19 protein-coding genes are annotated in these 22,707 nt (G+C 61.1%); 13 read left to right on the forward strand and 6 right to left on the reverse strand.

Annotated elements, in window-relative coordinates; translation table 11 throughout:
* Positions 1–372: 372 nt before the first annotated feature.
* Positions 373–1,848, reverse strand: coding sequence for an inorganic phosphate transporter (locus D6877_RS27230; RefSeq protein ID WP_016771345.1), 1,476 nt, complete (start codon positions 1,846–1,848; stop codon positions 373–375).
* Between the two features lie 370 nt (positions 1,849–2,218).
* Positions 2,219–2,419, reverse strand: coding sequence for a hypothetical protein (locus D6877_RS27235; protein WP_008080067.1), 201 nt, complete (start codon positions 2,417–2,419; stop codon positions 2,219–2,221).
* Between the two features lie 631 nt (positions 2,420–3,050).
* On the opposite strand from D6877_RS27235, the gene pcaR reads away from it, so the two are divergent.
* The 11 genes from pcaR (at position 3,051) to pcaC (ending at position 14,126) form a co-directional block, all read left to right on the forward strand.
* Positions 3,051–3,893 carry a pca regulon transcriptional regulator PcaR gene (gene pcaR, locus D6877_RS27240; protein WP_016771343.1) on the forward strand — a complete coding sequence of 281 codons (843 nt, stop codon included), beginning with the start codon at positions 3,051–3,053 and terminating at the stop codon, positions 3,891–3,893.
* Between the two features lie 296 nt (positions 3,894–4,189).
* A complete protein-coding gene (locus D6877_RS27245) occupies positions 4,190–5,536 on the forward strand; it encodes an MFS transporter (protein ID WP_130912693.1) in 1,347 nt (448 codons plus the stop codon).
* Positions 5,537–5,805: 269 nt separating this feature from the next.
* On the forward strand, positions 5,806–6,663 hold the full coding sequence (locus tag D6877_RS27250) for a CoA transferase subunit A (protein WP_130912694.1): 858 nt from the start codon (positions 5,806–5,808) through the stop codon (positions 6,661–6,663).
* Positions 6,663–7,442 carry a CoA-transferase subunit beta gene (locus D6877_RS27255; RefSeq protein WP_016771341.1) on the forward strand — a complete coding sequence of 260 codons (780 nt, stop codon included), beginning with the start codon at positions 6,663–6,665 and terminating at the stop codon, positions 7,440–7,442. Before D6877_RS27250 ends, D6877_RS27255 begins: the two co-directional genes overlap by 1 nt.
* A complete protein-coding gene (pcaF, locus tag D6877_RS27260; RefSeq protein ID WP_177421638.1) occupies positions 7,439–8,644 on the forward strand; it encodes a 3-oxoadipyl-CoA thiolase in 1,206 nt (401 codons plus the stop codon). Before D6877_RS27255 ends, pcaF begins: the two co-directional genes overlap by 4 nt.
* Positions 8,645–8,680: 36 nt before the next feature.
* Complete coding sequence (gene pcaH / locus D6877_RS27265) at positions 8,681–9,385, forward strand: protocatechuate 3,4-dioxygenase subunit beta (protein WP_076566301.1); 705 nt, start codon at positions 8,681–8,683, stop codon at positions 9,383–9,385.
* 1 nt (position 9,386) lies between these two features.
* Positions 9,387–9,953: a protocatechuate 3,4-dioxygenase subunit alpha gene (gene pcaG, locus D6877_RS27270; RefSeq protein WP_130912695.1), complete on the forward strand. Its 567-nt coding sequence runs from the start codon at positions 9,387–9,389 to the stop codon at positions 9,951–9,953.
* A gap of 261 nt (positions 9,954–10,214) precedes the next feature.
* The gene (locus D6877_RS27275; protein ID WP_130912696.1) at positions 10,215–11,510 is read left to right on the forward strand and encodes an MFS family transporter; all 1,296 of its coding nucleotides are present in this window, start codon (positions 10,215–10,217) and stop codon (positions 11,508–11,510) included.
* Between the two features lie 45 nt (positions 11,511–11,555).
* Entirely contained in the window at positions 11,556–12,920 is a 1,365-nt protein-coding gene (locus tag D6877_RS27280; protein WP_130912697.1) for a 3-carboxy-cis,cis-muconate cycloisomerase, read from the forward strand.
* 11 nt (positions 12,921–12,931) lie between these two features.
* The gene (gene pcaD, locus D6877_RS27285; RefSeq protein WP_130912698.1) at positions 12,932–13,723 is read left to right on the forward strand and encodes a 3-oxoadipate enol-lactonase; all 792 of its coding nucleotides are present in this window, start codon (positions 12,932–12,934) and stop codon (positions 13,721–13,723) included.
* Positions 13,724–13,733: 10 nt separating this feature from the next.
* Entirely contained in the window at positions 13,734–14,126 is a 393-nt protein-coding gene (gene pcaC, locus D6877_RS27290) for a 4-carboxymuconolactone decarboxylase (protein ID WP_007917093.1), read from the forward strand.
* A 154-nt stretch (positions 14,127–14,280) separates the two neighbouring features.
* Here pcaC and D6877_RS27300 read toward each other — a convergent pair whose 3' ends face one another.
* Positions 14,281–15,540 carry an OprD family porin gene (locus D6877_RS27300; protein ID WP_130912699.1) on the reverse strand — a complete coding sequence of 420 codons (1,260 nt, stop codon included), beginning with the start codon at positions 15,538–15,540 and terminating at the stop codon, positions 14,281–14,283.
* Positions 15,541–15,667: 127 nt separating this feature from the next.
* On the opposite strand from D6877_RS27300, the gene D6877_RS27305 reads away from it, so the two are divergent.
* Complete coding sequence (locus D6877_RS27305; RefSeq protein WP_130912700.1) at positions 15,668–15,907, forward strand: hypothetical protein; 240 nt, start codon at positions 15,668–15,670, stop codon at positions 15,905–15,907.
* An 11-nt stretch (positions 15,908–15,918) separates the two neighbouring features.
* On the opposite strand, the gene emhC is transcribed toward D6877_RS27305, so the two are convergent.
* From emhC to emhA, 3 genes are read right to left on the reverse strand one after another with little or no spacing between them, the layout of a single operon-like run.
* On the reverse strand, positions 15,919–17,379 hold the full coding sequence (gene emhC, locus D6877_RS27310) for an efflux RND transporter outer membrane subunit EmhC (protein ID WP_130912701.1): 1,461 nt from the start codon (positions 17,377–17,379) through the stop codon (positions 15,919–15,921).
* Positions 17,376–20,540, reverse strand: coding sequence for an efflux RND transporter permease subunit EmhB (gene emhB, locus D6877_RS27315; protein WP_125925266.1), 3,165 nt, complete (start codon positions 20,538–20,540; stop codon positions 17,376–17,378). Before emhB ends, emhC begins: the two co-directional genes overlap by 4 nt.
* Before the next feature lie 3 nt (positions 20,541–20,543).
* Positions 20,544–21,701 (reverse strand): efflux RND transporter periplasmic adaptor subunit EmhA, encoded by a 1,158-nt coding sequence (gene emhA / locus D6877_RS27320; protein WP_016771331.1) that lies wholly within the window; start codon positions 21,699–21,701, stop codon positions 20,544–20,546.
* Positions 21,702–21,967: 266 nt separating this feature from the next.
* Between emhA and emhR the strand changes: the two genes are divergently transcribed.
* Positions 21,968–22,600 carry an efflux system transcriptional repressor EmhR gene (emhR, locus tag D6877_RS27325; protein ID WP_130912702.1) on the forward strand — a complete coding sequence of 211 codons (633 nt, stop codon included), beginning with the start codon at positions 21,968–21,970 and terminating at the stop codon, positions 22,598–22,600.
* Positions 22,601–22,707: the final 107 nt, after the last annotated feature.

Genomic DNA, 22,707 nt, shown 5'->3' on the forward strand with positions numbered 1-22,707 from the left:
TTCCGACGTCGCCGGTGGATCAAGATCAAAAGCACTCGAGCTTGCGCTCATTGTTTTGAGTGGTGAAAAGCGTGTGGTCTGCTTTGGATCTGTGTTGGATTCGCCCCTCACCCCAGCCCTCTCCCCGAGGAGAGGGAGCTGATTTGTGTGCTTTTCAAATCCTGAGTTCAACTCGGACTTTCACATCGACGTAACTCGCCCAAACACCTCGGTCAGTCCCCTCTCCCTCCGGGAGAGGGCTAGGGTGAGGGGCTCTTGATCTGGCTTTTTCTTCGGCTCTTGATCTTTTGCCCCTTCGGCAGACTTCTTACCCCCAATAACAAAAAAGGCGTGATCCTCACGAATCACGCCTTTTCAATCAGCAGCTAACGATCAACTACCCAAAGCCTTCGAAGCCAACCAGAACAACCCGGCCGACAGCGCCACAGTCGCTGGCAAGGTCAGTACCCAGGCCAGCAAAATGGTCTTGACCGTGCCACCCTGCAGGCCGCTTTTGTTGGCAACCATGGTCCCGGCAACACCCGAAGACAACACGTGAGTGGTCGACACCGGCAGGCTGAAGATGTTGGCCATGCCGATCAGGCTGGCTGTGGTGATCTGTGCCGACATGCCCTGGGAATAGGTCATGCCTTGCTTGCCGATCTTCTCGCCGATGGTCAGCACCACACGCTTCCAGCCGACCATGGTGCCCAGGCCCAGTGCCAGGGCGACCGCCAGAATCACCCAGAATGGCGCGTATTCAGTGGTGGTGGTCAGGTCTTTGCGCAGCTTGTCGAGGTCAGCCTTTTCACGGGCTTCGAGGCCTGGCAGCTTGCCGACTTTCTTCGCCGTGTCGTCCAGGCAGAGCAGGTAGCGACGCACTTCGATGCGGCTGTCCGACGACAGCGAATGGTAGTCCGCTACACCTTTAAGGGTGTGCAGCAGGGCGGTGATGGTCGGTTCGGTCTGCTGCGGGTTGCAGCGGAATTTCTCCGGCAGGTCGCCTTCCACGCTCTTGCCCAGGGCCAGGAACTCACCCAGCGAATCGGCGTTGCGCTGGTAGAACTGGCTCAGGTGCAGGGTCGCGTCGCGGGTGCGTTCGATCTGGTAGGTGGTGCTGTTCAGGTCGAGTACGAACTGCGCCGGGACGATACCGATCAGCACCAGCATGATCAGGCCGATGCCTTTCTGGCCATCGTTGGAACCGTGCACGAAGCTCACGGCCATGGCCGAGATCACCAGGACCAGACGGTTCCAGAACGGCGGGTGCTTTTTGTCGTCGATCTTGCGGCGCTGTTCCGGCGTCTTGTGCATCTTCGACAGCGGGCGCCACCATTTCAGGCCGATCAGCACCAGCGCGGCGATGAGGAAGCCGGCCATCGGCGAGAACACCAGCGAGGCGCCGATGTCGATCGCTTTCTGCCAGTTCACGCCATCTCTCAACGGAATGTCGTTGATCAGCGCGTTGGCCAGGCCGACACCGAGGATCGAGCCGATCAGGGTGTGCGAGCTGGAAGCCGGGATACCGAAGTACCAGGTGCCCAGGTTCCAGGCGATTGCCGCGGCGAGCAACGAGAACACCATCGCCAGGCCATGGCCGGTGTTCACATTGATCAGCAGCTCAACCGGCAGCAGGTGGACGATGGCATACGCCACGCCAACGCCGCCCAGCAGCACGCCGAGGAAATTGAACACACCGGAAAAGAACACCGCCAGGTGTGGCGGCATGGCTTTGGTGTAGATAACAGTGGCTACCGCGTTAGCGGTGTCATGAAATCCATTGATGAACTCGAAGGCGAGGACAAACGTCAGGGCGAGCAAGAGGCTCACAAGCACCCAAGCATCCAGTCCGCTGAATAAATCGATCATGAAGGTTTTCTGACCCGGTCGTAAGGGGGCGCGATTATGCCAGAAAAGACAGGAAATCGATGCCCCGTCTGCTCACTGGTCACACCCTTCTTCGATTTAATTTGTTGCAGGGCGTGAAAACCAAGCAGCACGCAGGGTTTTTCAACTAATTGATTTTATTGAATAAACTATATTTTCGAGGCGTTTTTTCAGACATCGCAAAGGCTCAAACGCTTGTCTGAAATATCTCTGAAACCTGTGGGACGCTCGTTCATAAGATGCAAAACAGCGATGCAGCCGCTGCCCGCGGTTAGCGGGCGCGCGAGGTGTCGTCTTCCACCGCGCTGTGGCTCAGGCGGACGCCGACTTTCGAATGCTCAACCGCCGTGGCTCATGGCTCTTCGGCTTTGAGTTCCTTTTCGATCTTTTCGATTTCCTGCTTGAACACCTGATCCTGGACGGTAGGGCGCTTGCGCCATGCCTTGCGTTCCGGTTCCGGCTGAGCGGCGTAGGTGGTGACTTCCCCGCCGTAAACTTCCTTGTAACGTTGTTCCTGGCGCTCTAGTTCCGCGCGCAGTTCGTCTTTTGTCACGGTGCTACCTGTATGAGTTGAATTGAATATCCGGTGAAACACACTGCAACGAGTCAATTGAGCGAGCCCGCCAGTCGTCCACAGCCCGATCGGGCGCGGAGACATTGCAGAGGCGATCAAGACTTCCGTGTTACAGGCGGCTACGGCACCAGATAAAAACTGACGCAGCATCAGTTTCCTGTTTCAGCGAGCGCTGGCGTTGCATGTGTGATGGGCGCCGGGCGCTGGCCGGAGCTGAGACGAAGGACCTCGCTTCAGCAAGTCGCGGGCCTTTGATTAAAGCGCCGCGACCAGAGTGCATTATAGCGGCCGATTCGGGAATGACTATCTTTGCCAAGTTAAAAACGGTTCTGAATGTGTGATGGTTTTGTTGCTGGCAACTTTTGCCGCTAGTTAAGTGTAAAGACAGCGTTATAGAACAGGCGTTCTGTTTTTGGCGCCATTAACTAGCACAACTAAGTTGCGGGCAGAATCGCTAAAGCTGCTTCTAGCATGAAGAGGAGGGCGGGGGGCTGGATTGCGATTATCGGTCGGCGGTTCGATAATCGCCCAATGTTGGCGCCCCGGTGCTTGTGCATCGCGCGGCGAGCCGTTTGACTAGGCATCGATGCGTGCCGGACAAGGACAAGAAATGAACGATCAAATGCGCAACTCCTTCACGTCGGTGGCGCCGCCCATCGTCGCCTCGCCGGCCAAGCGCATTCAGGCGCTGACCGGTGATCCGGATTTCATGACCTCGCTGGCCCGTGGCCTGGCCGTGGTGCAGGCGTTTCAGGAACGCAAACGCCACCTGACCATCGCGCAGATAAGTCATCGCACGGAAATCCCCCGCGCCGCCGTGCGCCGTTGCCTGCACACGCTGATCAAGCTCGGCTACGCCACCACCGACGGGCGCACCTATTCGCTGCTGCCGAAAGTGCTGACCCTCGGCCACGCCTATCTGTCCTCAACCCCGCTGGCCGTCTCCGCCCAACCGTATCTGGACCGCATGAGCGAGCAACTGCACGAGGCCTGCAACATGGCGACGCTGGAGGGCGATGACATTCTCTATATCGCGCGTTCGGCGACCACTCAGCGATTGATTTCGGTCGACCTTTCCGTCGGAGGACGGCTGCCGGCGTATTGCACGTCGATGGGGCGCATTCTGTTGGCCGCGCTGGACGACACCTCCCTGGGCGAATACCTCGACCACGCCGAACTGGTGGCCAAGACCAGCCGCACCATTCATACCCCGGACGCGTTGCTCGAATGTTTGCAGCAGGTGCGGCAGCAGGGCTGGTGCATTGTCGATCAGGAACTGGAACAGGGCCTGCGCTCGATCGCTGTGCCGGTCTACGACGCCTCGGGGCAAGTGGTCGCCGCGCTGAATGTCAGCACCCACGCCGGACGGGTCAGTCGCGCCGAGCTGGAGCAGCGCTTCTTGCCCGGCTTGCTCAGCGCCAGTCGCGACCTCAGTGCGCAATTGTTCGCCTGAGGAAGCTGTTCGATAAACGCACAGTGTTGCGTTTATCGAATTGACGCTAAAACCCTCGGATCATTAATGTCGCGGCAGCGTCATCCGGTGCTGACGTGTATGAGCCCGCCGGACTGTCGACCACGATAATAATGACAAGAGGCAACTCACTATGCGCCCGATCCCCGTCTGTCTGTGTTTCACCCGTTGTTGCCGGGTCCCGCGCAACGCCTGATTCCAACCTTCTATTCTTGTGACCGTGCCGTGCTCTCTGGCCGGCCGCCGTTCGACTGCGTTTTTTGCGTGGAATAAAAATAATGAACCAGCCTCAGTCCGCTGTGGGTAACTGCCTCGATGTGCAGACCTTCATCAACGCCCAACCGATCTCGCGCTATCAGTGGCGGGTGGTGATCCTGTGTTTCCTGATCGTATTTCTCGACGGCCTCGACACCGCCGCCATGGGCTTCATCGCCCCGGCGCTGTCGCAAGACTGGGGCATCGACCGCGCCAGCCTCGGCCCGGTGATGAGTGCTGCGCTGATCGGCATGGTCTTCGGTGCGCTCGGCTCCGGCCCTCTGGCTGACCGCTTCGGGCGCAAAGTCGTACTCGTCGGTGCGGTGATTCTGTTCGGCGGCTTCAGCCTGGCCTCGGCGTACAGCACCAACGTCGAACAACTGCTGGTGTTGCGCTTCCTCACCGGCCTCGGTCTCGGTGCGGGCATGCCCAACGCGACGACGCTGCTCTCGGAATACACACCCGAGCGCAAGAAGTCGCTGCTGGTGACCAGCATGTTCTGCGGTTTCAACCTCGGCATGGCCGGCGGCGGTTTCATCTCCGCGAAGCTGATCCCGGCGTTCGGCTGGCATGCTCTGCTGATGATCGGCGGGATCCTGCCGCTGATCCTCGCCGTGGTATTGGTGTTCTGGCTGCCGGAATCGGCGCGCTACCTGGTGGTGCGCAACCGTGGCACCGACAAAGTACGCAAGACTCTCGCGCCGATCGACCCGGTTACCGTTGCCCGGGCCGCGAGCTTCAGCGTGCCGGAACAGAAGACCGTCAAGGCGCGCAATGTTTTTGCGGTGATTTTCTCCGGTACATACAGCACCGGCACGCTGCTGTTGTGGCTGACCTATTTCATGGGCCTGGTGATCGTCTACCTGCTGACCAGTTGGCTGCCGACGCTGATGCGCGACAGCGGCGCGAGCATGGAGCAGGCCGCGTTCATCGGTGCGTTGTTCCAGTTTGGCGGCGTGTTGAGCGCGGTCGGGGTGGGCTGGGCGATGGACCGCTTCAATCCGCACAAGGTCATCGGCATTTTCTACCTGCTGGCCGGGGTGTTTGCCTACGCCGTGGGGCAGAGCCTGGGCAACATTACCTTGCTGGCGACGCTGGTACTGGTGGCGGGCATGTGCGTCAACGGCGCGCAATCGGCGATGCCGTCATTGGCCGCACGCTTCTACCCGACTCAAGGCCGCGCGACCGGGGTGTCGTGGATGCTCGGCATCGGCCGCTTCGGCGCGATCCTCGGCGCGTGGATGGGCGCAACCTTGCTCGGCCTGGGCTGGAATTTCGAGCAAGTGCTGACCGCACTGGTGATCCCGGCCGGTTTGGCGACGGCGGCGGTGCTGATCAAAGGCATGGTCAGTCATGCGGATGCGACCTGAGTCGGGCGCAGATCGTTATTGAACAGGCTGGCCCCTTCGCGAGCAGGCTCGCTCCCACATTCTGGAATGCATTCCAAGGTGGGAGCGAGCCTGCTCGCGAAGCTTTTGATCTGATTGTTAGCTGAACAACAATCCGTTCGATAAACGAACACTCAGTCGATTATCGGATTGTTTGGCGAATTTCCCGAGCTTAATCTTCAGTGACTCCGGCGCTGAACCTCGCGCCTTTTTATCACTGGCGATTCCTTACAAGAACAGGAGCCCGCTCCATGGCTGAGATCCTTTCGCTGCACGACGCGGTGAAGCAATTCGTCAACGACGGCGATACCGTCGCCCTCGAAGGCTTCACTCACCTGATCCCTACGGCAGCGGGTCATGAAATCATTCGTCAAGGCAAGAAAGATCTGACGCTGGTGCGGATGACGCCTGACCTGATCTACGACCAACTGATCGGCGCCGGTTGCGCGCGCAAACTGATTTTCTCCTGGGGCGGCAACCCGGGTGTGGGTTCGCTGCACCGTTTGCGTGACGCGGTCGAAAAGCAGTGGCCGCACGCGCTGGAAATCGAAGAACACAGCCACGCCGACCTCGCCAACGCCTACGTCGCCGGCGCGTCCGGCCTGCCGTTCGCGGTGCTGCGTGCCTACGCCGGCTCCGACCTGCCGAAGGTCAATCCGCTGATCAAAACCGTGACCTGCCCGTTCACCGGCGAAGTGCTGGCGGCAGTGCCATCGGTGCGCCCGGACGTCACCGTGATTCACGCGCAGAAAGCCGACCGCAAAGGCAACGTGTTGCTCTGGGGCATTCTCGGTGTGCAGAAAGAAGCCGCGCTGGCCGCCAAGCGTTGCATCGTCAGCGTGGAAGAAATCGTCGACGACCTCAATGCACCGATGAACGCTTGCGTACTGCCGACCTGGGCCTTGAGCGCGGTCTGCCATGTGCCGGGCGGCGCGCATCCGTCCTACGCCCACGGTTACACCGAGCGTGACAATCGTTTCTATCAGGCGTGGGACCCGATCGCTCGCGACCGTGAGACGTTTACCGCGTGGATCAACGAATACATCCATGGCTGCGCTGACTTCAGCGAATTCCAGGCCAAATTGGCCGCTGCTTCGGAGGCCAAGTAATGACTTACACCACCAATGAAATGATGACCGTCGCGGCGGCCCGGCGCCTGAAGAACGGCTCGGTATGCTTCGTCGGCATCGGCCTGCCATCGAAAGCCGCCAACCTCGCGCGCCTGACTTCATCGCCGGACGTGGTGCTGATCTACGAATCCGGCCCGATTGGCGCCAAGCCGAGCGTACTGCCTTTGTCCATCGGTGACGGTGAGCTGGCCGAGACCGCCGACACCGTGGTGCCGACCGGTGAGATTTTTCGCTACTGGCTGCAGGGCGGGCGCATCGACGTCGGTTTCCTCGGCGCCGCGCAGGTCGACCGTTTCGGCAACATCAACACCACCGTGGTCGGCGACTACCACGCGCCGAAAGTGCGTCTGCCGGGTGCCGGTGGCGCGCCGGAGATTGCCGGTTCGGCGAAAAGCGTGCTGATCATCCTTAAACAGTCGGCGCGTTCGTTTGTCGACAAGCTCGACTTCATCACCTCGGTCGGTCACGGCGAGGGCGGCGATTCGCGTAAACGTCTGGGCCTGCCGGGCGCCGGGCCGGTGGGCATCATCACCGACCTGTGCATCATGGAACCGGAGGAGGGCACCCACGAATTCGTGGTCACCGCGCTGCATCCGGGCGTGACCCGCGAGCAAGTGGTCGCCGCCACCGGTTGGGCGATTCGTTTTGCCGACTCCGTTGAAACCACCGCTGAGCCGACCGAAGTCGAGTTGACCGCACTGCGTGATCTTGAAGCGCGCACCGCTGCCGCCCACGGTCAGGCACCGGGAGAAGCATGATGCGTGACGTGTATATCTGCGACGCGATTCGCACCCCCATTGGCCGCTTCGGTGGCGCATTGTCCGCTGTGCGCGCCGATGACCTCGCCGCCGTGCCGATCAAAGCCCTGATGGAGCGCAATCCTTCGGTGGACTGGAATGCCGTCGATGAAGTGTTCCTCGGCTGCGCCAACCAGGCCGGCGAAGACAACCGCAACGTCGCGCGCATGGCGCTGCTGCTGGCGGGGCTGCCGGACAGCGTGCCGGGCGTTACGCTCAATCGTCTCTGCGCTTCGGGCATGGACGCGATTGGCACCGCATTCCGCGCCATCGCCAGTGGCGAAATGGAGCTGGCGATTGCCGGCGGCGTCGAGTCGATGTCCCGCGCACCGTTCGTGATGGGCAAGGCCGACGCGGCGTTCTCGCGCAACATGAAACTGGAAGACACCACCATCGGCTGGCGTTTCATCAACCCGCTGATGAAGGCGCAGTACGGCGTCGATGCCATGCCACAGACGGCTGATAACGTCGCCGACGACTATAAAGTCTCGCGCGCAGATCAGGACGCCTTTGCCTTGCGCAGTCAGCAACGTACCGCCGCCGCTCAAGCCGCCGGATACTTCGCTGAAGAAATCGTCGAAGTGCGCATCGCCCACAAAAAGGGCGAAACCGTGGTCAGCGAGGACGAACATCCGCGCGCCGACACTACGATTGAAGCGCTGGCCAAACTGAAACCGGTCAACGGCGCGGACAAAACCGTCACCGCCGGCAATGCCTCGGGGGTCAACGATGGTGCTGCTGCGCTGATTCTGGCGTCAGCCGAAGCGGTGAAAAAACACGGCCTGACCGCCCGCGCAAAAGTGCTCGGCATGGCCAGCGCCGGTGTCGCACCTCGGGTGATGGGCATCGGCCCGGTGCCAGCGGTGCGCAAACTGACCGAGCGCCTCGGCGTGGCGGTCAGCGATTTCGACGTGATCGAACTCAACGAAGCGTTTGCCAGCCAGGGCCTCGCGGTATTGCGCGAGTTGGGCCTGGCCGACGATGCGCCGCAGGTCAACCCGAATGGCGGCGCGATTGCCCTCGGTCACCCATTGGGCATGAGCGGTGCGCGGCTGGTGCTGACCGCCCTGCATCATCTGGAAAAGACTGGCGGCAAGAAAGGTCTGGCGACCATGTGCGTCGGTGTTGGCCAGGGTCTGGCCTTGGCCATCGAACGCGTCTGACGCGCTGCGGCACTTACAAGAACTGAGGAAAGCGAAATGACTGACAAGCCTGGTTACCGTCGCCCACAGGCAGGCACTCAGCCTGACTACCTGCACCCGACGTATCAATCCACCAACCTGCGCTCGCCGTCCAAGCCGTTGGTGCACCTGCCGCACTCGCTGTCGGAAATCACCGGGCCGACCATCGGCGCCGAACACGTTGCCGAGAAGGACAATGACCTGACCGCCCAGCACGACGGCGAGCCGTTGGGCGAGCGCATCATCATTCACGGCCGCGTGCTCGACGAAGACGGCCTGCCGGTGCCGGGGATTCTGGTGGAGATCTGGCAGGCCAATGCCGCCGGCCGCTACAACCATGCCCGCGACCTGCACGACGCGCCGCTGGACCCGAACTTTACCGGCACCGGCCGCACCGTCACCGATGCCGATGGCTGGTACCAGTTCCAGACCATCAAGCCCGGCGCCTATCCGTGGGGCAACCACCACAACGCCTGGCGCCCGGCGCACATCCACTTTTCCCTGTTCGGGCCGAGCATCCTCACCCGACTGGTCACGCAGATGTATTTCCCCGGCGACCCGTTGCTGGCGTATGACCCGATCTACAACTGCGTGCCGGACACTTCGGCCAAGGAACGCCTGATCGCTGCTTTCGATCTGGAAAAAACCATTCCGTCCTACGCCCTCGGTTACCGCTGGGACATCGTACTGCGCGGCCGTGAAGCCACGCCGATGGAGAAATAAGATGACGCTCTATGCGACCACTTCCCACACCGTCGGGCCGTATTACCACATCGGCCTGACCTGGCTGAACCGCGAAACCCTGGCCAACGAGCTGACCCTCGGCGAGCGCGTGGCGATCAGCGGCCAGGTGGTGGACGGCAATGGCGATGTCGTCAACGACGCCATGCTCGAAGTCTGGCAGGCCAACGCCGCCGGCAAGTACGACCACCCGGAAGATCATCAGGACAAGCCACTCGACCCGAATTTCGAAGGCTTCGGCCGGGTACCGGTGGACGCCGAAGGGCGCTTCCGTTTCACCACGATCAAACCGGGCACCGTGCCGGGGTTGAAAGGCTCGACCCAGGCGCCGCATCTGGTGGTGCTGGTGTTTGCCCGTGGTCTGGTCAAGCATTTGCTGACGCGGATTTATTTTGAAGGTGAACCGGCGAACGTTGCTGACCCGTTGCTCGAGTGTGTGCCGGCGGAGCGTCGCCAGACGTTGCTGGCCAAGGCGGATGCGTCGGGTGTGTACCAGTGGAATGTAGTTCTGCAGGGTACCGATGCCGAGACGGTGTTCTTCGATTATTGAGAGAACACCCCAAATCCCCTGCAGGACAGAGTCCCTGTGGTGAGGGGATTTATCCCCGCTGGGCTGCGAAGCAGCCCCAAAAACCAGTCAGCGCGGTATTCAGATGAACCGCGTGTATCTGATTTGCGAGTGCTTCGCACTCGAGCGGGGATAAATCCCCTCACCACAAAGGCTGATCCGGCTTGGATGATGGGCCAATGTGGAACGGGACTGTTGCAAAGTATGTCTAGACTGTGACTGTCCCTATCGAGTGAAAAAACAATGACAACCACCACCTCCCACTACACCGGCGAAGAGCGCAGCAAGCGCATCTTTGCCATCGTCGGCGCTTCGTCCGGCAATCTAGTCGAGTGGTTCGACTTCTACGTCTACGCCTTCTGCGCGATCTATTTCGCCCCGGCGTTTTTCCCCTCCGATAACCCGACTGTGCAACTGGTCAACACCGCTGGCGTGTTCGCTGCCGGGTTCCTGATGCGGCCGATTGGCGGCTGGATTTTCGGTCGCGTCGCCGACAAGCACGGGCGCAAGAACTCGATGCTCATCTCGATTCTGATGATGTGCTTCGGCTCGCTGCTGATTGCCTGCCTGCCGACCTACAAGGACATCGGCGTCTGGGCGCCAGTGCTGTTGCTGTTCGCGCGTTTGCTGCAAGGTCTGTCGGTGGGCGGCGAGTACGGCACCACTGCGACCTACATGAGTGAAGTTGCGCTCAAGGGCCAGCGCGGTTTCTTCGCCTCGTTCCAGTACGTGACGCTGATTGGCGGGCAACTACTGGCGGTGTCGCTGGTGGTGGTGCTGCAACAGTTCCTCACTGAAGAGGATCTGCGTGCCTACGGCTGGCGGATTCCATTCGTGGTCGGTGCGGTGGCGGCGCTGATTTCGCTGTTCCTGCGTCGTTCGCTGAAGGAAACCACCAATAAGGAAACCCGTGCGCATAAAGACGCCGGCAGCATCACTGCACTGTTTCGCGATCACAAAGCGGCGTTCATCACCGTCCTCGGTTACACCGCCGGCGGCTCGCTGATTTTCTACACCTTCACCACCTATATGCAGAAATACCTGGTGAACACCGCCGGGATGCACGCCAAGACCGCCAGCTACATCATGACCGGCGCGCTGTTCCTGTATATGTGCATGCAGCCGTTGTTCGGCATGCTCGCCGACAAGATCGGCCGACGTAACTCGATGCTCTGGTTCGGCGCGCTCGGTACGCTGTTCACCGTGCCGATTCTGCTCAGCCTGAAAAGCGTCAGCAGCCCGTTCCTCGCCTTCGTGCTGATCACCCTGGCGCTGGCGATTGTCAGTTTCTACACCTCGATCAGCGGTCTGGTAAAAGCCGAGATGTTCCCGCCGGAAGTCCGCGCGCTTGGTGTCGGCCTGGCTTACGCGGTGGCCAATGCAATCTTCGGCGGCTCGGCAGAATTCGTGGCCCTGAGCCTCAAGGCCGGCGGCATGGAAAACGCCTTCTACTGGTACGTCACGGCGATGATGGCGGTGGCCTTCCTGTTCAGTCTGCGTCTGCCCAAGCAGGCGAAGTATTTGCACCACGATCTGTAAACCCATGTGCGCGGGCTGCGAGGCTCGCGCCGGCAAGGACTGTTTATGACTCAGCGACCGGGCAATCAATTGTTCGATGCCTACTTCACCGCCCGCGATATGCGCGAAGTGTTCTGCGATCAGGGCCGGGTGCAGGCGATGCTCGATTTCGAAGCGGCGCTGGCCCGGGCCGAGGCGCGGGTCGGGCTGATTCCTTCATCCGCTGTGGCGCCGATTGCTGCAGCGTGCGAGGCGGGCCTGTATGACTTTGCGGCGCTGGGCGAGGCGATTGCCACGGCTGGCAATTCGGCGATTCCACTGGTCAAGGCCTTGGGCAAGCAGATCGCTTCGAGCGATGCCGAAGCCGAGCGCTATGTGCATCTGGGCGCGACCAGTCAGGACGTGATGGATTCCGGGCTGGTCCTGCAATTGCGCCAGGCGCTGGCGTTGATCGAAAGCGAACTGGCGCAACTGGCCGACTCACTTGCTGTTCAGGCCCAACGCTTCGCCACCACGCCACTGGCCGGGCGCACCTGGCTGCAACACGCGACGCCAGTGACCCTCGGTATGAAAATCGCTGGATGGCTCGGCGCCGTCACGCGCAGCCGTCAGCGTCTGCAACAACTCAAGCCACGGCTGCTGGTGCTGCAATTCGGTGGCGCTTCCGGAACGCTAGCTGCGTTAGGAGAGCAGGCCCTGCCGATTGCCAAAGCCTTGGCCGAAGAGCTGCAACTGACCCTGCCCGAGCAACCGTGGCACACCCAGCGTGATCGCATCGTCGAGTTCGGCGCGGTGCTTGGCCTGATCGCCGGCAGCCTCGGCAAATTCGGCCGCGACATCAGCCTGTTGATGCAGACCGAAGCAGCGGAGGTTTTTGAACCTGCGGCACCGGGCAAGGGCGGTTCGTCGACCATGCCGCACAAACGCAATCCGGTCGGCGCGGCGGTGCTGATCGGCGCGGCCACGCGGGTGCCGGGGCTGGTGTCGACGCTGTTCAGCGCGATGCCGCAGGAGCACGAACGCAGCCTCGGTTTGTGGCATGCCGAATGGGAAACCCTGCCGGAAATCTGCTGCCTGGTGTCCGGTTCGCTGCAACAGGCGCGCTTGTTGGCCGAGGGTCTGGAAGTCGACGCGGCGCGCATGGCCCGCAACCTCGAATTGACCCAAGGCCTGGTGCTGGCCGAAGCGGTGAGCATCGTCCTTGCCCAACGCGTCGGCCGCGACACCGCTCATCACCTGCTCGAACAATGCTGCAAACGCGCCGTGGCCGAGCAACGCCATTTGCGTGCGGTGCTCGCTGACGAGCCGCAAGTCACCGCCGAACTCAGTGGCGCTGAACTCGATGATCTTCTGAACCCCGCGCATTACCTTGGCCAGGCGCAAGCCTGGATCGAGCGCGCGGTGGCTGAACACAACGCTTTGACTGTCTGAAGGAGAGGGCTGTGGCTTTCGTTCAACTCGCCGATGGCGAACTGCACTATGAAATTGAGGGCCCGGCGGAGGCGCCGGTGCTGGTGCTGTCCAACTCGCTGGGCACCGACCTGCACATGTGGGACGCGCAAATGCCGGCGTTCACCGAGCATTTCCGCGTGCTGCGTTTCGACACGCGCGGCCATGGGCAATCGCTGGTCACCGAGGGGCCGTACAGCATCGAACAACTCGGTCGCGACGTGCTCGGTCTGCTCGATGCGCTGCATATCGAGCGCGCGCATTTCTGCGGGTTGTCGATGGGCGGGCTGATCGGACAGTGGCTGGGGATCAACGCCGGCCATCGTCTGCACAAGCTGATCGTATGCAATACGGCGGCGAAAATCGGCGACCCGTCGGTGTGGAATCCGCGCATCGAAACCGTACTGCGTGACGGCCCGGCGGCGATGGTCGCACTGCGTGATGCCTCGATTGCGCGCTGGTTTACCGCTGACTTTTCGGCGGCCCATCCCGAGGCGGCGAAGAAGATTACCGACATGCTTGCCGCAACCAATCCACAAGGCTATGCGGCCAACTGCGCGGCCGTGCGCGATGCCGATTTCCGTGAACAACTGGCTTCGATCAACGTGCCGTTGCTGGTCATTGCCGGCAGCGAAGATGCGGTGACGCCGCCGTCCGGCGGGCACTTCATTCGCGACCACGTGCGCGGTGCCGAGTACGCCGAGTTCCATGCGGCGCATTTGTCCAACGTGCAGGCCGGTGCCGCTTTCAGCGACCGTGTGCTGGCGTTTTTGCAGGCTCAGTGAGGAAGAATTTGTGGACGAGAAACAACGTTACGACGAAGGCATGCAAGTCCGCCGCGCGGTGCTGGGCGATGCCCACGTCGATCGCAGCCTGACCACGCTGACCGAGTTCAACTCGGAATTCCAGGAGATGATCACCCGCCACGCCTGGGGCGACATCTGGACCCGCCCGGGCCTGCCCCGTCATACCCGCAGCCTGATCACCATCGCCATGCTGATCGGCATGAACCGCGAGGGCGAACTGAAACTGCACCTGCGCGCGGCGGCCAACAACGGCGTCAGCCGTGGCGAGATCAAGGAAGTGATCATGCAGAGCGCAATTTACTGCGGCATCCCGGCGGCGAACGCGACGTTTCATCTGGCGGAATCGGTGTGGGATGAGCTGGGCGTCGAATCTCGAGAATAATGGCGGCCGGTCTGCCGCTTTCGCGAGCAGGCTCGCTCCCACCTTGGAATGCATACCCGTGTAGGAGCTGCCGAAGGCTGCGATCTTTTGATCTTGATTGTTAAAAACAAGATCAAAAGATCGCAGCCTGCGGCAGCTCCTACACGTAATCGGATTACAGCAGGCTGATCGGGTAGCTGACGATCAGGCGATTTTCATCGAACTCGTTGTTGCTGAAGTCGCGGCGCATGGTCGAGTTGCGCCATCTGACGTTCAAATCCTTCAAAGTGCCGCTCTGCACCGTGTAACCCAGTTCCGATTCGCGACCCCATTCCTTGCCGTCGGTGATCGTCCCGGTGTGTACGTTGTCGCCGCTGATGTAGCGGTTCATCAGGGTCAGGCCGGGGATGCCCAGGGCGGCGAAGTTGTAGTCGTGGCGCAGTTGCCAGGAGCGTTCCTGAGCGTTGTCATAACTGGCGTTGTAGCTGTCGTTGGCCAGCGTGCCGCCACTGGTGCCGTTGACCCGCATCCACGCGCTGTCGCCGGTGAGTTTCTGCAGGCCGAGGTAGAACGTGTTGCCGCCGTACTTGGCCGAAAACATGCCGTACCAGGTTTTGTTGTCCAGATCGCCGGCACGCGCGCTGCCATCTTCCTTGCCGTAGAAAAAGCCGAGGTTGGCGCCCAGCGTCCAGTCGCCGAGCGGCTGGCTGTGCAGCACGTTGAGGTACTGCTGGCTGTAGATGTCCTTGAGCTGCGCGTTCCACAGGCCGATCTGCGTGCGCTTGTCGTTGAACAGGTATTCGCCGCCCTGGAAGTTGAAACGATCAGAGGTGAACGCGGCTTTGCCGGTCATCGACATGTCACTCATGCTGCTGTCGTCGCGCGGGCTGTTGGCGCGGAACTGGCCGCCATAGAGGGTCAGGCCGGCGATTTCCTTCGAGGTGATCTGGCCGCCACGGAAGGTTTGCGGCAGCGAGCGACCGTCGTCCGAACGCAGAATCGGCAATACCGGCATCCATTCGCCGACCTTGACCTCGGTCTGGGAAAGTCTGGCCTTGAACGCGACGTTGGTGCGGCCGAAGTTGTCCGCCGGGCGCCCGTCATGGTCCAGCGGCAACAACTGCGTGCCGCCCGTGCCCTTACCGCCATCGAGCTTGATCGAATACAGCCCGAGTACGTCCATGCCGAAACCGACGGTGCCTTGGGTAAAGCCGGATTTGGCGTCGAGGATGAAACTCTGCGTCCACTCTTCAGCCTTGCCCTGAGTCTTGGTCGGGTTGGTGAAGTTGCGGTTGATGTAGAAGTTGCGCAGGTTGAGGTTGACCTTGGCGCCTTCAACGAAGCCGCTTTCTTCAGCGCTGGCTGGCAGGGCCAGACCGGCGATGGCCAGGGCGATCACAGCGGGCAATGCGTAGGGCACAGGGAAAACTGTCATGGACTTGGGTCTCTCTTGTTTTTTTAGGGCGAACGGCTGCGCTGCGGCCGGTTTTCGGGGTGCAGACTTGGAAAGTATTCAGGGGTGAAACGATGGCAATCAGCCGGACGGGGCAGGGCGCGGGAGCATGGTGTCGAACCTGTTGTTATTGGTTTTGTGGAGCGAATGGTGCGGGGGGCGGATGTTTGGATTCAATTGGGAAAAGCGGGTTTTGGGCGATTATCGAACAGCATTGAAGATCAAAAGATCGCGGCCTTCGGCAGCTCCTACAGGGCAACGCATTTCAAATGTAGGAGCTGCCGAAGGCTGCGATCTTTTGATCTTCAAAAAAACAAAAAGCCCACCAAAAATGGTGGGCTTGATGTAGTCAGCCGATGATCAGAACAGCTTCATCTTCGGCGCTTCTTCTTTCAGCGGTTCGTTCTGCGCGGTCTGCGCATTCCAGCCACCGCCCAGTGCCTTGTACAGGTTGACCGCACTGGTCAGCTGCGCGAGGCGGTCTGTGATCAGCGCTTGTTGCGCGCTGAACAACTGACGCTGGGCATCGAGGAAGGTCAGGTTGCTGTCGACGCCGATGCGGTAGCGACGTTCGGCCAGGCGGTAGTAATCCTGGTTGGCCTGAACGAAGTCACGCTGCGCTTGCAGCTGCTCGGTGTAGGTCTGGCGGGCGGCGAGGCCGTCGGCGACTTCCTGGAAAGCCGTTTGAATCGACTTTTCGTAGTTCGCCACGCCAATGTCCTTCTGGATCTTGGCGTAGTCGAGGCTGGCGCGCAGGCTGCCGGCGTTGAAGATCGGCAGGTTGATCTGCGGCTGGAACAGCCACGTCCCCGAACCACCCTTGAACAGACCGGACAGATCCGGGCTCAGGCTGCCCGCGTTGGCGGTCAGGCTGATGCTCGGGAAAAACGCTGCACGCGCCGCGCCGATGTTGGCGTTGGCCGCCTTCAGGTTGTACTCGGCCTGGAGGATGTCCGGACGACGTTGCAGCAGGTCCGAAGGCAGACCGGCCGGCACGTCGCTGAGCAGATCATCGGACAGCGGTTTGGCCGTTTGCAGGTTGGCCGGAATACCGGTGCCGAGCAGCAGGGTCAGGCTGTTTTCGTCCTGCGCGACCTGGCGGGTATAACGCGCCAATTGCGCCCGGGCGTTTTCCACGGAAGTGCGCGACTGCGCCAGATCCAGCGCCGAAGCCACACCGACTTCGTTGCTGCGGCTGGTCAGCTTGTAGCTTTCTTCGAAGGCACCGAGGGTGTCCTGCGTCAGCTTGAGCAATTCCTTGTCCGCCTGCCAGGTCAGGTAGGCGTTGGCGACGTTGGCGACCAGACTGATCTGCGTACTGCGGCGTGCTTCTTCAGTAGCGAAGTACTGTTGCAGCGCTTGCTCGCTCAGGCTGCGCACCCGACCGAACAGGTCGAGTTCGTAGGCGCTGACGCCGACGGTGGCGGAATACGAACTGCTGATCATCGACTCGCCGGTCTGCGAGGCACGGGCCGGCAGACGCTGGCGGCTGCCGGCGGCATTGGCCGACACCGCCGGGAACAGGTCGGCGCGCTGGATGCGGTACTGCGCCGCGTAAGCGTCGATGTTCAGCGCCGCGACACGCAGGTCACGGTTGTTTTCCAGGGCGACCTGGATCAGCTGTTGCAGGGCCGGGTCATGGAAAAACTGCTTCCAGCCCTGTTCGGCAGCGGCTTGCGCCGGAGCCTGGGCCGGCGAATATGCCGGCCCCTGCGGGTACTGGCCTGCGACCGGAGCCTCAGGCTGCTGATAGTCAGGTATCAGCGAGCAACCGCTCAGCACGAAGGCGGCGACTGCGATGGAGAGTAGCGACTTGCTCATTGGCCAGCCTCTTTAGGAGTTTCAGTAGTCTCATCCGCGTCGGTCTTTTTGCGCTGACCGATGGACGACACAGTAACGAAGAACAGTGGGACCCAGAAGATCGCCAGGATCGTGGCCGTGAGCATACCGCCAATCACGCCGGTACCGATCGCATGCTGACTGCCTGAACCGGCGCCGGTGGAAATCGCCAGCGGCACAACACCGAGAACGAAGGCCAGCGAGGTCATGATGATCGGGCGCAGACGCATGCGGCAGGCTTCAATCGCCGCTTCACGCAGGCTGCGTCCCTGTTCATGCAGTTCCTTGGCGAATTCGACGATCAGAATGGCGTTTTTAGCCGCCAGACCGATGGTCGTCAACAAGCCCACCTGGAAGTACACGTCGTTGGACAGACCGCGCAGGCTGGTGGCCATCAGTGCACCGATGATCCCCAGTGGTACCACGAGCATGACCGCGATCGGAATCGACCAGCTTTCATACAGCGCCGCCAGACACAGGAACACCATCAGCAGCGACAGGGCGTACAGCGCTGGTGCTTGCGAGCCGGACAGACGTTCCTCGTAGGACAGACCGGTCCAGGAAATACCGACACCGGCCGGCAGCTTCTTGGCAATCGCTTCGACTTCAGCCATCGCTTCACCGGTGGAGTAGCCCGGCGCCGGAGCCCCGAGGACTTCGACCGCTTCCACACCGTTATAGCGCGCCAGCTTCGGCGAACCGTAGACCCACTCGCCCTTGGCGAACGCCGAGAACGGAACCATGGTGCCTTCGGCGTTACGCACGTACCACTTCTTCAAGTCTTCCGGGCTCATGCGCGAGTCCGGCTGGCCCTGCACGTAGACTTTCTTAACCCGACCACGGTCGATGAAGTCGTTGACGTAGCTACTGCCCAGTGCGATCGACAGGGTGTTGTTGATGTCGCTGATGGTGATGCCGAGGGCACTGGCCTTCTCGTCGTCGATTTCCAGCTGGAACTGCGGCTCATCGTTCAGGCCGTTCGGACGCACCTGGGTCAGCACCTTGCTTTGCGCCGCCATGCCGAGGAACTGGTTGCGCGCTTCCATCAGTTTTTCGTGACCGATACCGGCGCGGTCCTGCAGGAACACGTCGAAACCGGTGGCGTTACCCAATTCCAGAACCGCTGGCGGGGCGAAGGCAAACACCATCGCGTCGCGGAAGCTGAAGAAGTGTTGCTGGGCACGCGCAGCGAGGTTAAACACGCTGTTGTCCGCGTTACGTTCGCCCCACGGCTTGAGCATGATGAACGCCATACCCGAACTCTGACCACGGCCGGCGAAGTTGAAGCCGGTCACGGTAAACACCGAAGCCACCGCGTCCGCCTCACCGCCGTCCTTGTTCGGACGCAGCAGGTACTCACGCATTTCATCCACCACCACCTGCGTACGCTGGGCACTGGAACCGGCCGGGGTCTGCACCTGAGCGAACAGTACGCCCTGGTCTTCTTCCGGGAGGAACGCGGTCGGGATGCGGGTGAACAGCCAGATCATGCCCACGACGATCAGCAGATACGCCAGCAGATACGGCGCCTTGCGGGTCAGCATGTTGCCGACGCCGCGCTCGTAGCTGCGTACACCACGGTCGAAGTTGCGGTTGAACCAGCCGAAGAAACCTTTCTTCGGGGTACCGTGCTCGCCTTTCGGAATCGGCTTGAGCATGGTCGCGCACAGCGCCGGGGTGAAGATCAGGGCAACCAGTACCGACAGGGCCATGGCCGACACGATGGTGATCGAGAACTGCTTGTAGATCACACCGGTGGAGCCGCTGAAGAACGCCATCGGCAGCAGTACCGCCGAGAGCACGAGGGCGATACCGACCAGTGCACCCTGGATCTGGCCCATGGATTTCTTTGTCGCTTCCTTCGGTGACAAGCCTTCTTCGCTCATCACCCGCTCGACGTTTTCCACCACGACGATGGCGTCGTCCACCAGCAGACCGATGGCCAGCACCATGCCGAACATGGTCAGGGTGTTGATGCTGAAACCGGCGGCGGCGAGGATGCCGAATGTACCGAGCAGTACCACTGGCACAGTCATCGTGGTGATGACGGTGGCGCGGAAGTTCTGCAGGAACAGGAACATCACCAGGAACACCAGCGCGATCGCTTCGACCAGGGTGTGCACCACGCCTTTGATCGACTCGGTCACCACCGGGGTGGTGTCATACGGGAACACCACTTCCATGCCTTGCGGGAAGAACGGCTTGAGGCTGTCGATGGTGTTGCGCAGAGCCTTGGCCGTGTCGAGGGCGTTGGCGCCGTTGGCCAGTTTCACCGCCAGACCGGAAGCCGGGCTGCCGTTGAACTGGGCGCTGATCGCGTAGTTCTCACCGCCGAGGCCGACTTCAGCCACGTCTTTGAGGCGAACCTGCGAACCGTCCTTGTTGACCTTGAGCAGGATTTCCTTGAACTGCTCGGCGGTCTGCAGACGGGTCTTGCCGATGATCGTCGCGTTCAGTTGCTGGCCCTGCACGGCAGGCAAGCCACCGAGCTGACCGGACGACACCTGAACGTTCTGCGCGGCAATCGCATTCTTCACGTCGACCGGGGTCAGGTTGAAGTTGTTCAACTTGGCCGGGTCGAGCCAGATACGCATCGCATACTGCGCACCGAAGACCTGGAAGTCACCGACACCGGCGGTCCGCGAGATCGGGTCCTGCATGTTCGACACGATGTAGTTGGACAGGTCGTCCTTGGTCATGCTGCCGTCACGCGACACCACGCCGATCACCAGCAGGAAGTTCTTCACTGCCTTGGTCACGCGGATACCCTGTTGCTGCACTTCCTGTGGCAGCAGCGGGGTGGCCAGGTTCAGCTTGTTCTGGACCTGGACCTGCGCGGTGTCGGAGTTGGTGCCTTGCTCGAAGGTCGCGGTGATGGTCATGCTGCCGTCGGAGTTACTTTCCGACGACACATAACGCAGGTTGTCGATACCGTTGAGCTGTTGCTCGATGACCTGCACCACGGTGTCCTGCACGGTTTGTGCGGATGCGCCTGGGTAGGTCACCTGGATTGCAATGGCCGGTGGCGCAATGCTCGGGTACTGGTTGATCGGCAATTTCAGGATCGAAAGTGCCCCGACCAGCATGATCACCAGGGCGATTACCCAGGCGAAAATCGGACGGTCGATGAAGAATTTTGACATGGGTTACTCCCCTTTGCCGCCGGCGGCTTTGTCAGCTGCCTGTGCGGGGGCCGGGTTCTTGGTGCCGACGTTAGTCGCTTCGGTCGCTTTGACCTCGACGCCCGGTTTGACGTACTGCAGCCCTTCGGTGATCAGACGATCGCCGGCTTTCAGGCCGTCTTCGATCAGCCACTGGCTGCCGACGGTGCGGCTGGCCTTGAGCTGACGCAGTTCGACCTTGTTGTCGGCGCCGACGACCAGTGCGGTCGGGGTGCCTTTGAGGTCGCGGGTCACGCCTTGTTGCGGCGCGAGGATCGCTGCGCTGTTGACGCCGGCTTGCAGCTGGGCGTGAACGAACATGCCTGGCAAGAGGGTGTGATCCGGGTTCGGGAACACCGCGCGCAGGGTCACCGAGCCGGTGGTCTGGTCAACCGAGACTTCGGAGAATTCCAGCTTGCCGTCGAGCTTGTACTGGCTGCCGTCTTCCAGGGTCAGCTTGACTGCGGCGGCGTTGTCGCCAGCCTTCTGCAGACGGCCGCTTTCCAGCTCGCGGCGAAGTTCCAGCAGTTCCACCGACGACTGGGTCACGTCGACGTAGATCGGGTCGAGCTGCTGAATCACTGCCATTGCATCGGCCTGGCCATTGCTGACCAGTGCGCCTTCGGTGACCGAAGAGCGGCCGATACGGCCAGAGATCGGCGCGTAGACTTTGGTGTAGCGCACGTTGATCTGCGCGCTCTGCAACGAGGCTTCCGATTGCAGGCGGTTGGCCAGTGCGGTGTCGTATTCCTGACGGCTCACGGCTTGTTCGTCGACCAGTTGCTTGTAGCGGTCGGAAATCGACTTGGTCGAACGCAGCTCGGCTTCGGCGCTTTTCAGCGTAGCTTCATAGACCGACGGATCGATCTGATACAGCTGCTGGCCGGCTTTGACGTCGGCGCCTTCCTTGAACAGACGCTTGAGAATGATGCCGTTGACCTGTGGGCGAACTTCAGCGATGCGGAACGCACTGGTGCGGCCCGGAAGTTCCGAGGTGAGGGTAAAGGCTTGTGGTTGCAGGGTGACGACGCCGACCTGAGGAGGCGGAGCGGCTGGGGCCGCTTCTTCCTTTTTACATCCGCTGAGCAGCGATGCCAGGGCGACGGCAGTGACCAGAGCGGTAACAGCTGGCTTGAATTGCATGAAGATCCTCGGGTCAGGCGCGCAAGAAGCGCACAAGAAGTGTGAAAGAGTAAAAATCGGGCACCGGGTGGATAAGTAGCTTGCTAAGTAATATACTTACGTTCATGGTTGTTTGTAAACACCTGCGCCGCGTACCCACCCTGATACAAAAGTCGTCGCAAGGTTTGAAATTGTAGGCCGGGGAGTCGATTCACGAGAGATCGCCCCCTCTTTATTCAGCGGATATTCAGCCATCCCTGAAACATCCTGTTTGAGGTTTTACTGCCATGGTCCGTCGTACCAAAGAGGAAGCTCAGGAAACCCGCAGCCAGATCCTGGAAGCGGCCGAGAAAGCCTTCTATGAAAGGGGGGTTGCCCGCACCACCCTGGCGGACATCGCGACCCTCGCCGGCGTGACGCGTGGCGCCATCTACTGGCATTTCAGCAACAAGGCCGACCTGGTCCAGGCCATGCTCGACAGCCTGCACGAACCGCTGGATGAACTGGCCAAGGCCAGCGAAAGCGAGGACGAACCGGACCCGCTGGGCTGCATGCGACAGTTGCTGATTCATTTGTTTCATCAAGTTGCACTGGACCCGAAAACCCGGCGCATCAACGAAATTCTGTTTCATAAGTGCGAATTCACCGATGAAATGTGCGATCTGCGCCAGCAGCGCCGGACGGCCAGTCTCGATTGCAACGTGCGCATCGGCCTGACCCTGCGTAATGCGGTGAATCGCGGCCAGTTGCCGGAAGATCTCGACACTGTCCGCGCGGCGATCAGCATTCATGCCTACATCGACGGCCTGCTGTACGGCTGGCTGCTGGCCCCGGACAGCTTCGAACTGCACGCCGAGGCTGAACGCTGGGTCGACACCGGGCTGGACATGCTGCGCCTGAGCCCAAGCCTGCGCAAATGAAACAAAATGCGCAATTGCCCGGCAGGATGTCAATCAGCCGCCATGGCTGATCATCGCGGCGGGGAGTTTAAACGTAGCCAGCCGTGGATTTTGTAGGGAAATTGTGT

The sequence above is a fragment of the Pseudomonas sp. Sample_9 genome (genome assembly GCF_004307535.1).
Classification (GTDB): Bacteria; Pseudomonadota; Gammaproteobacteria; order Pseudomonadales; family Pseudomonadaceae; genus Aquipseudomonas; species Aquipseudomonas mercuritolerans.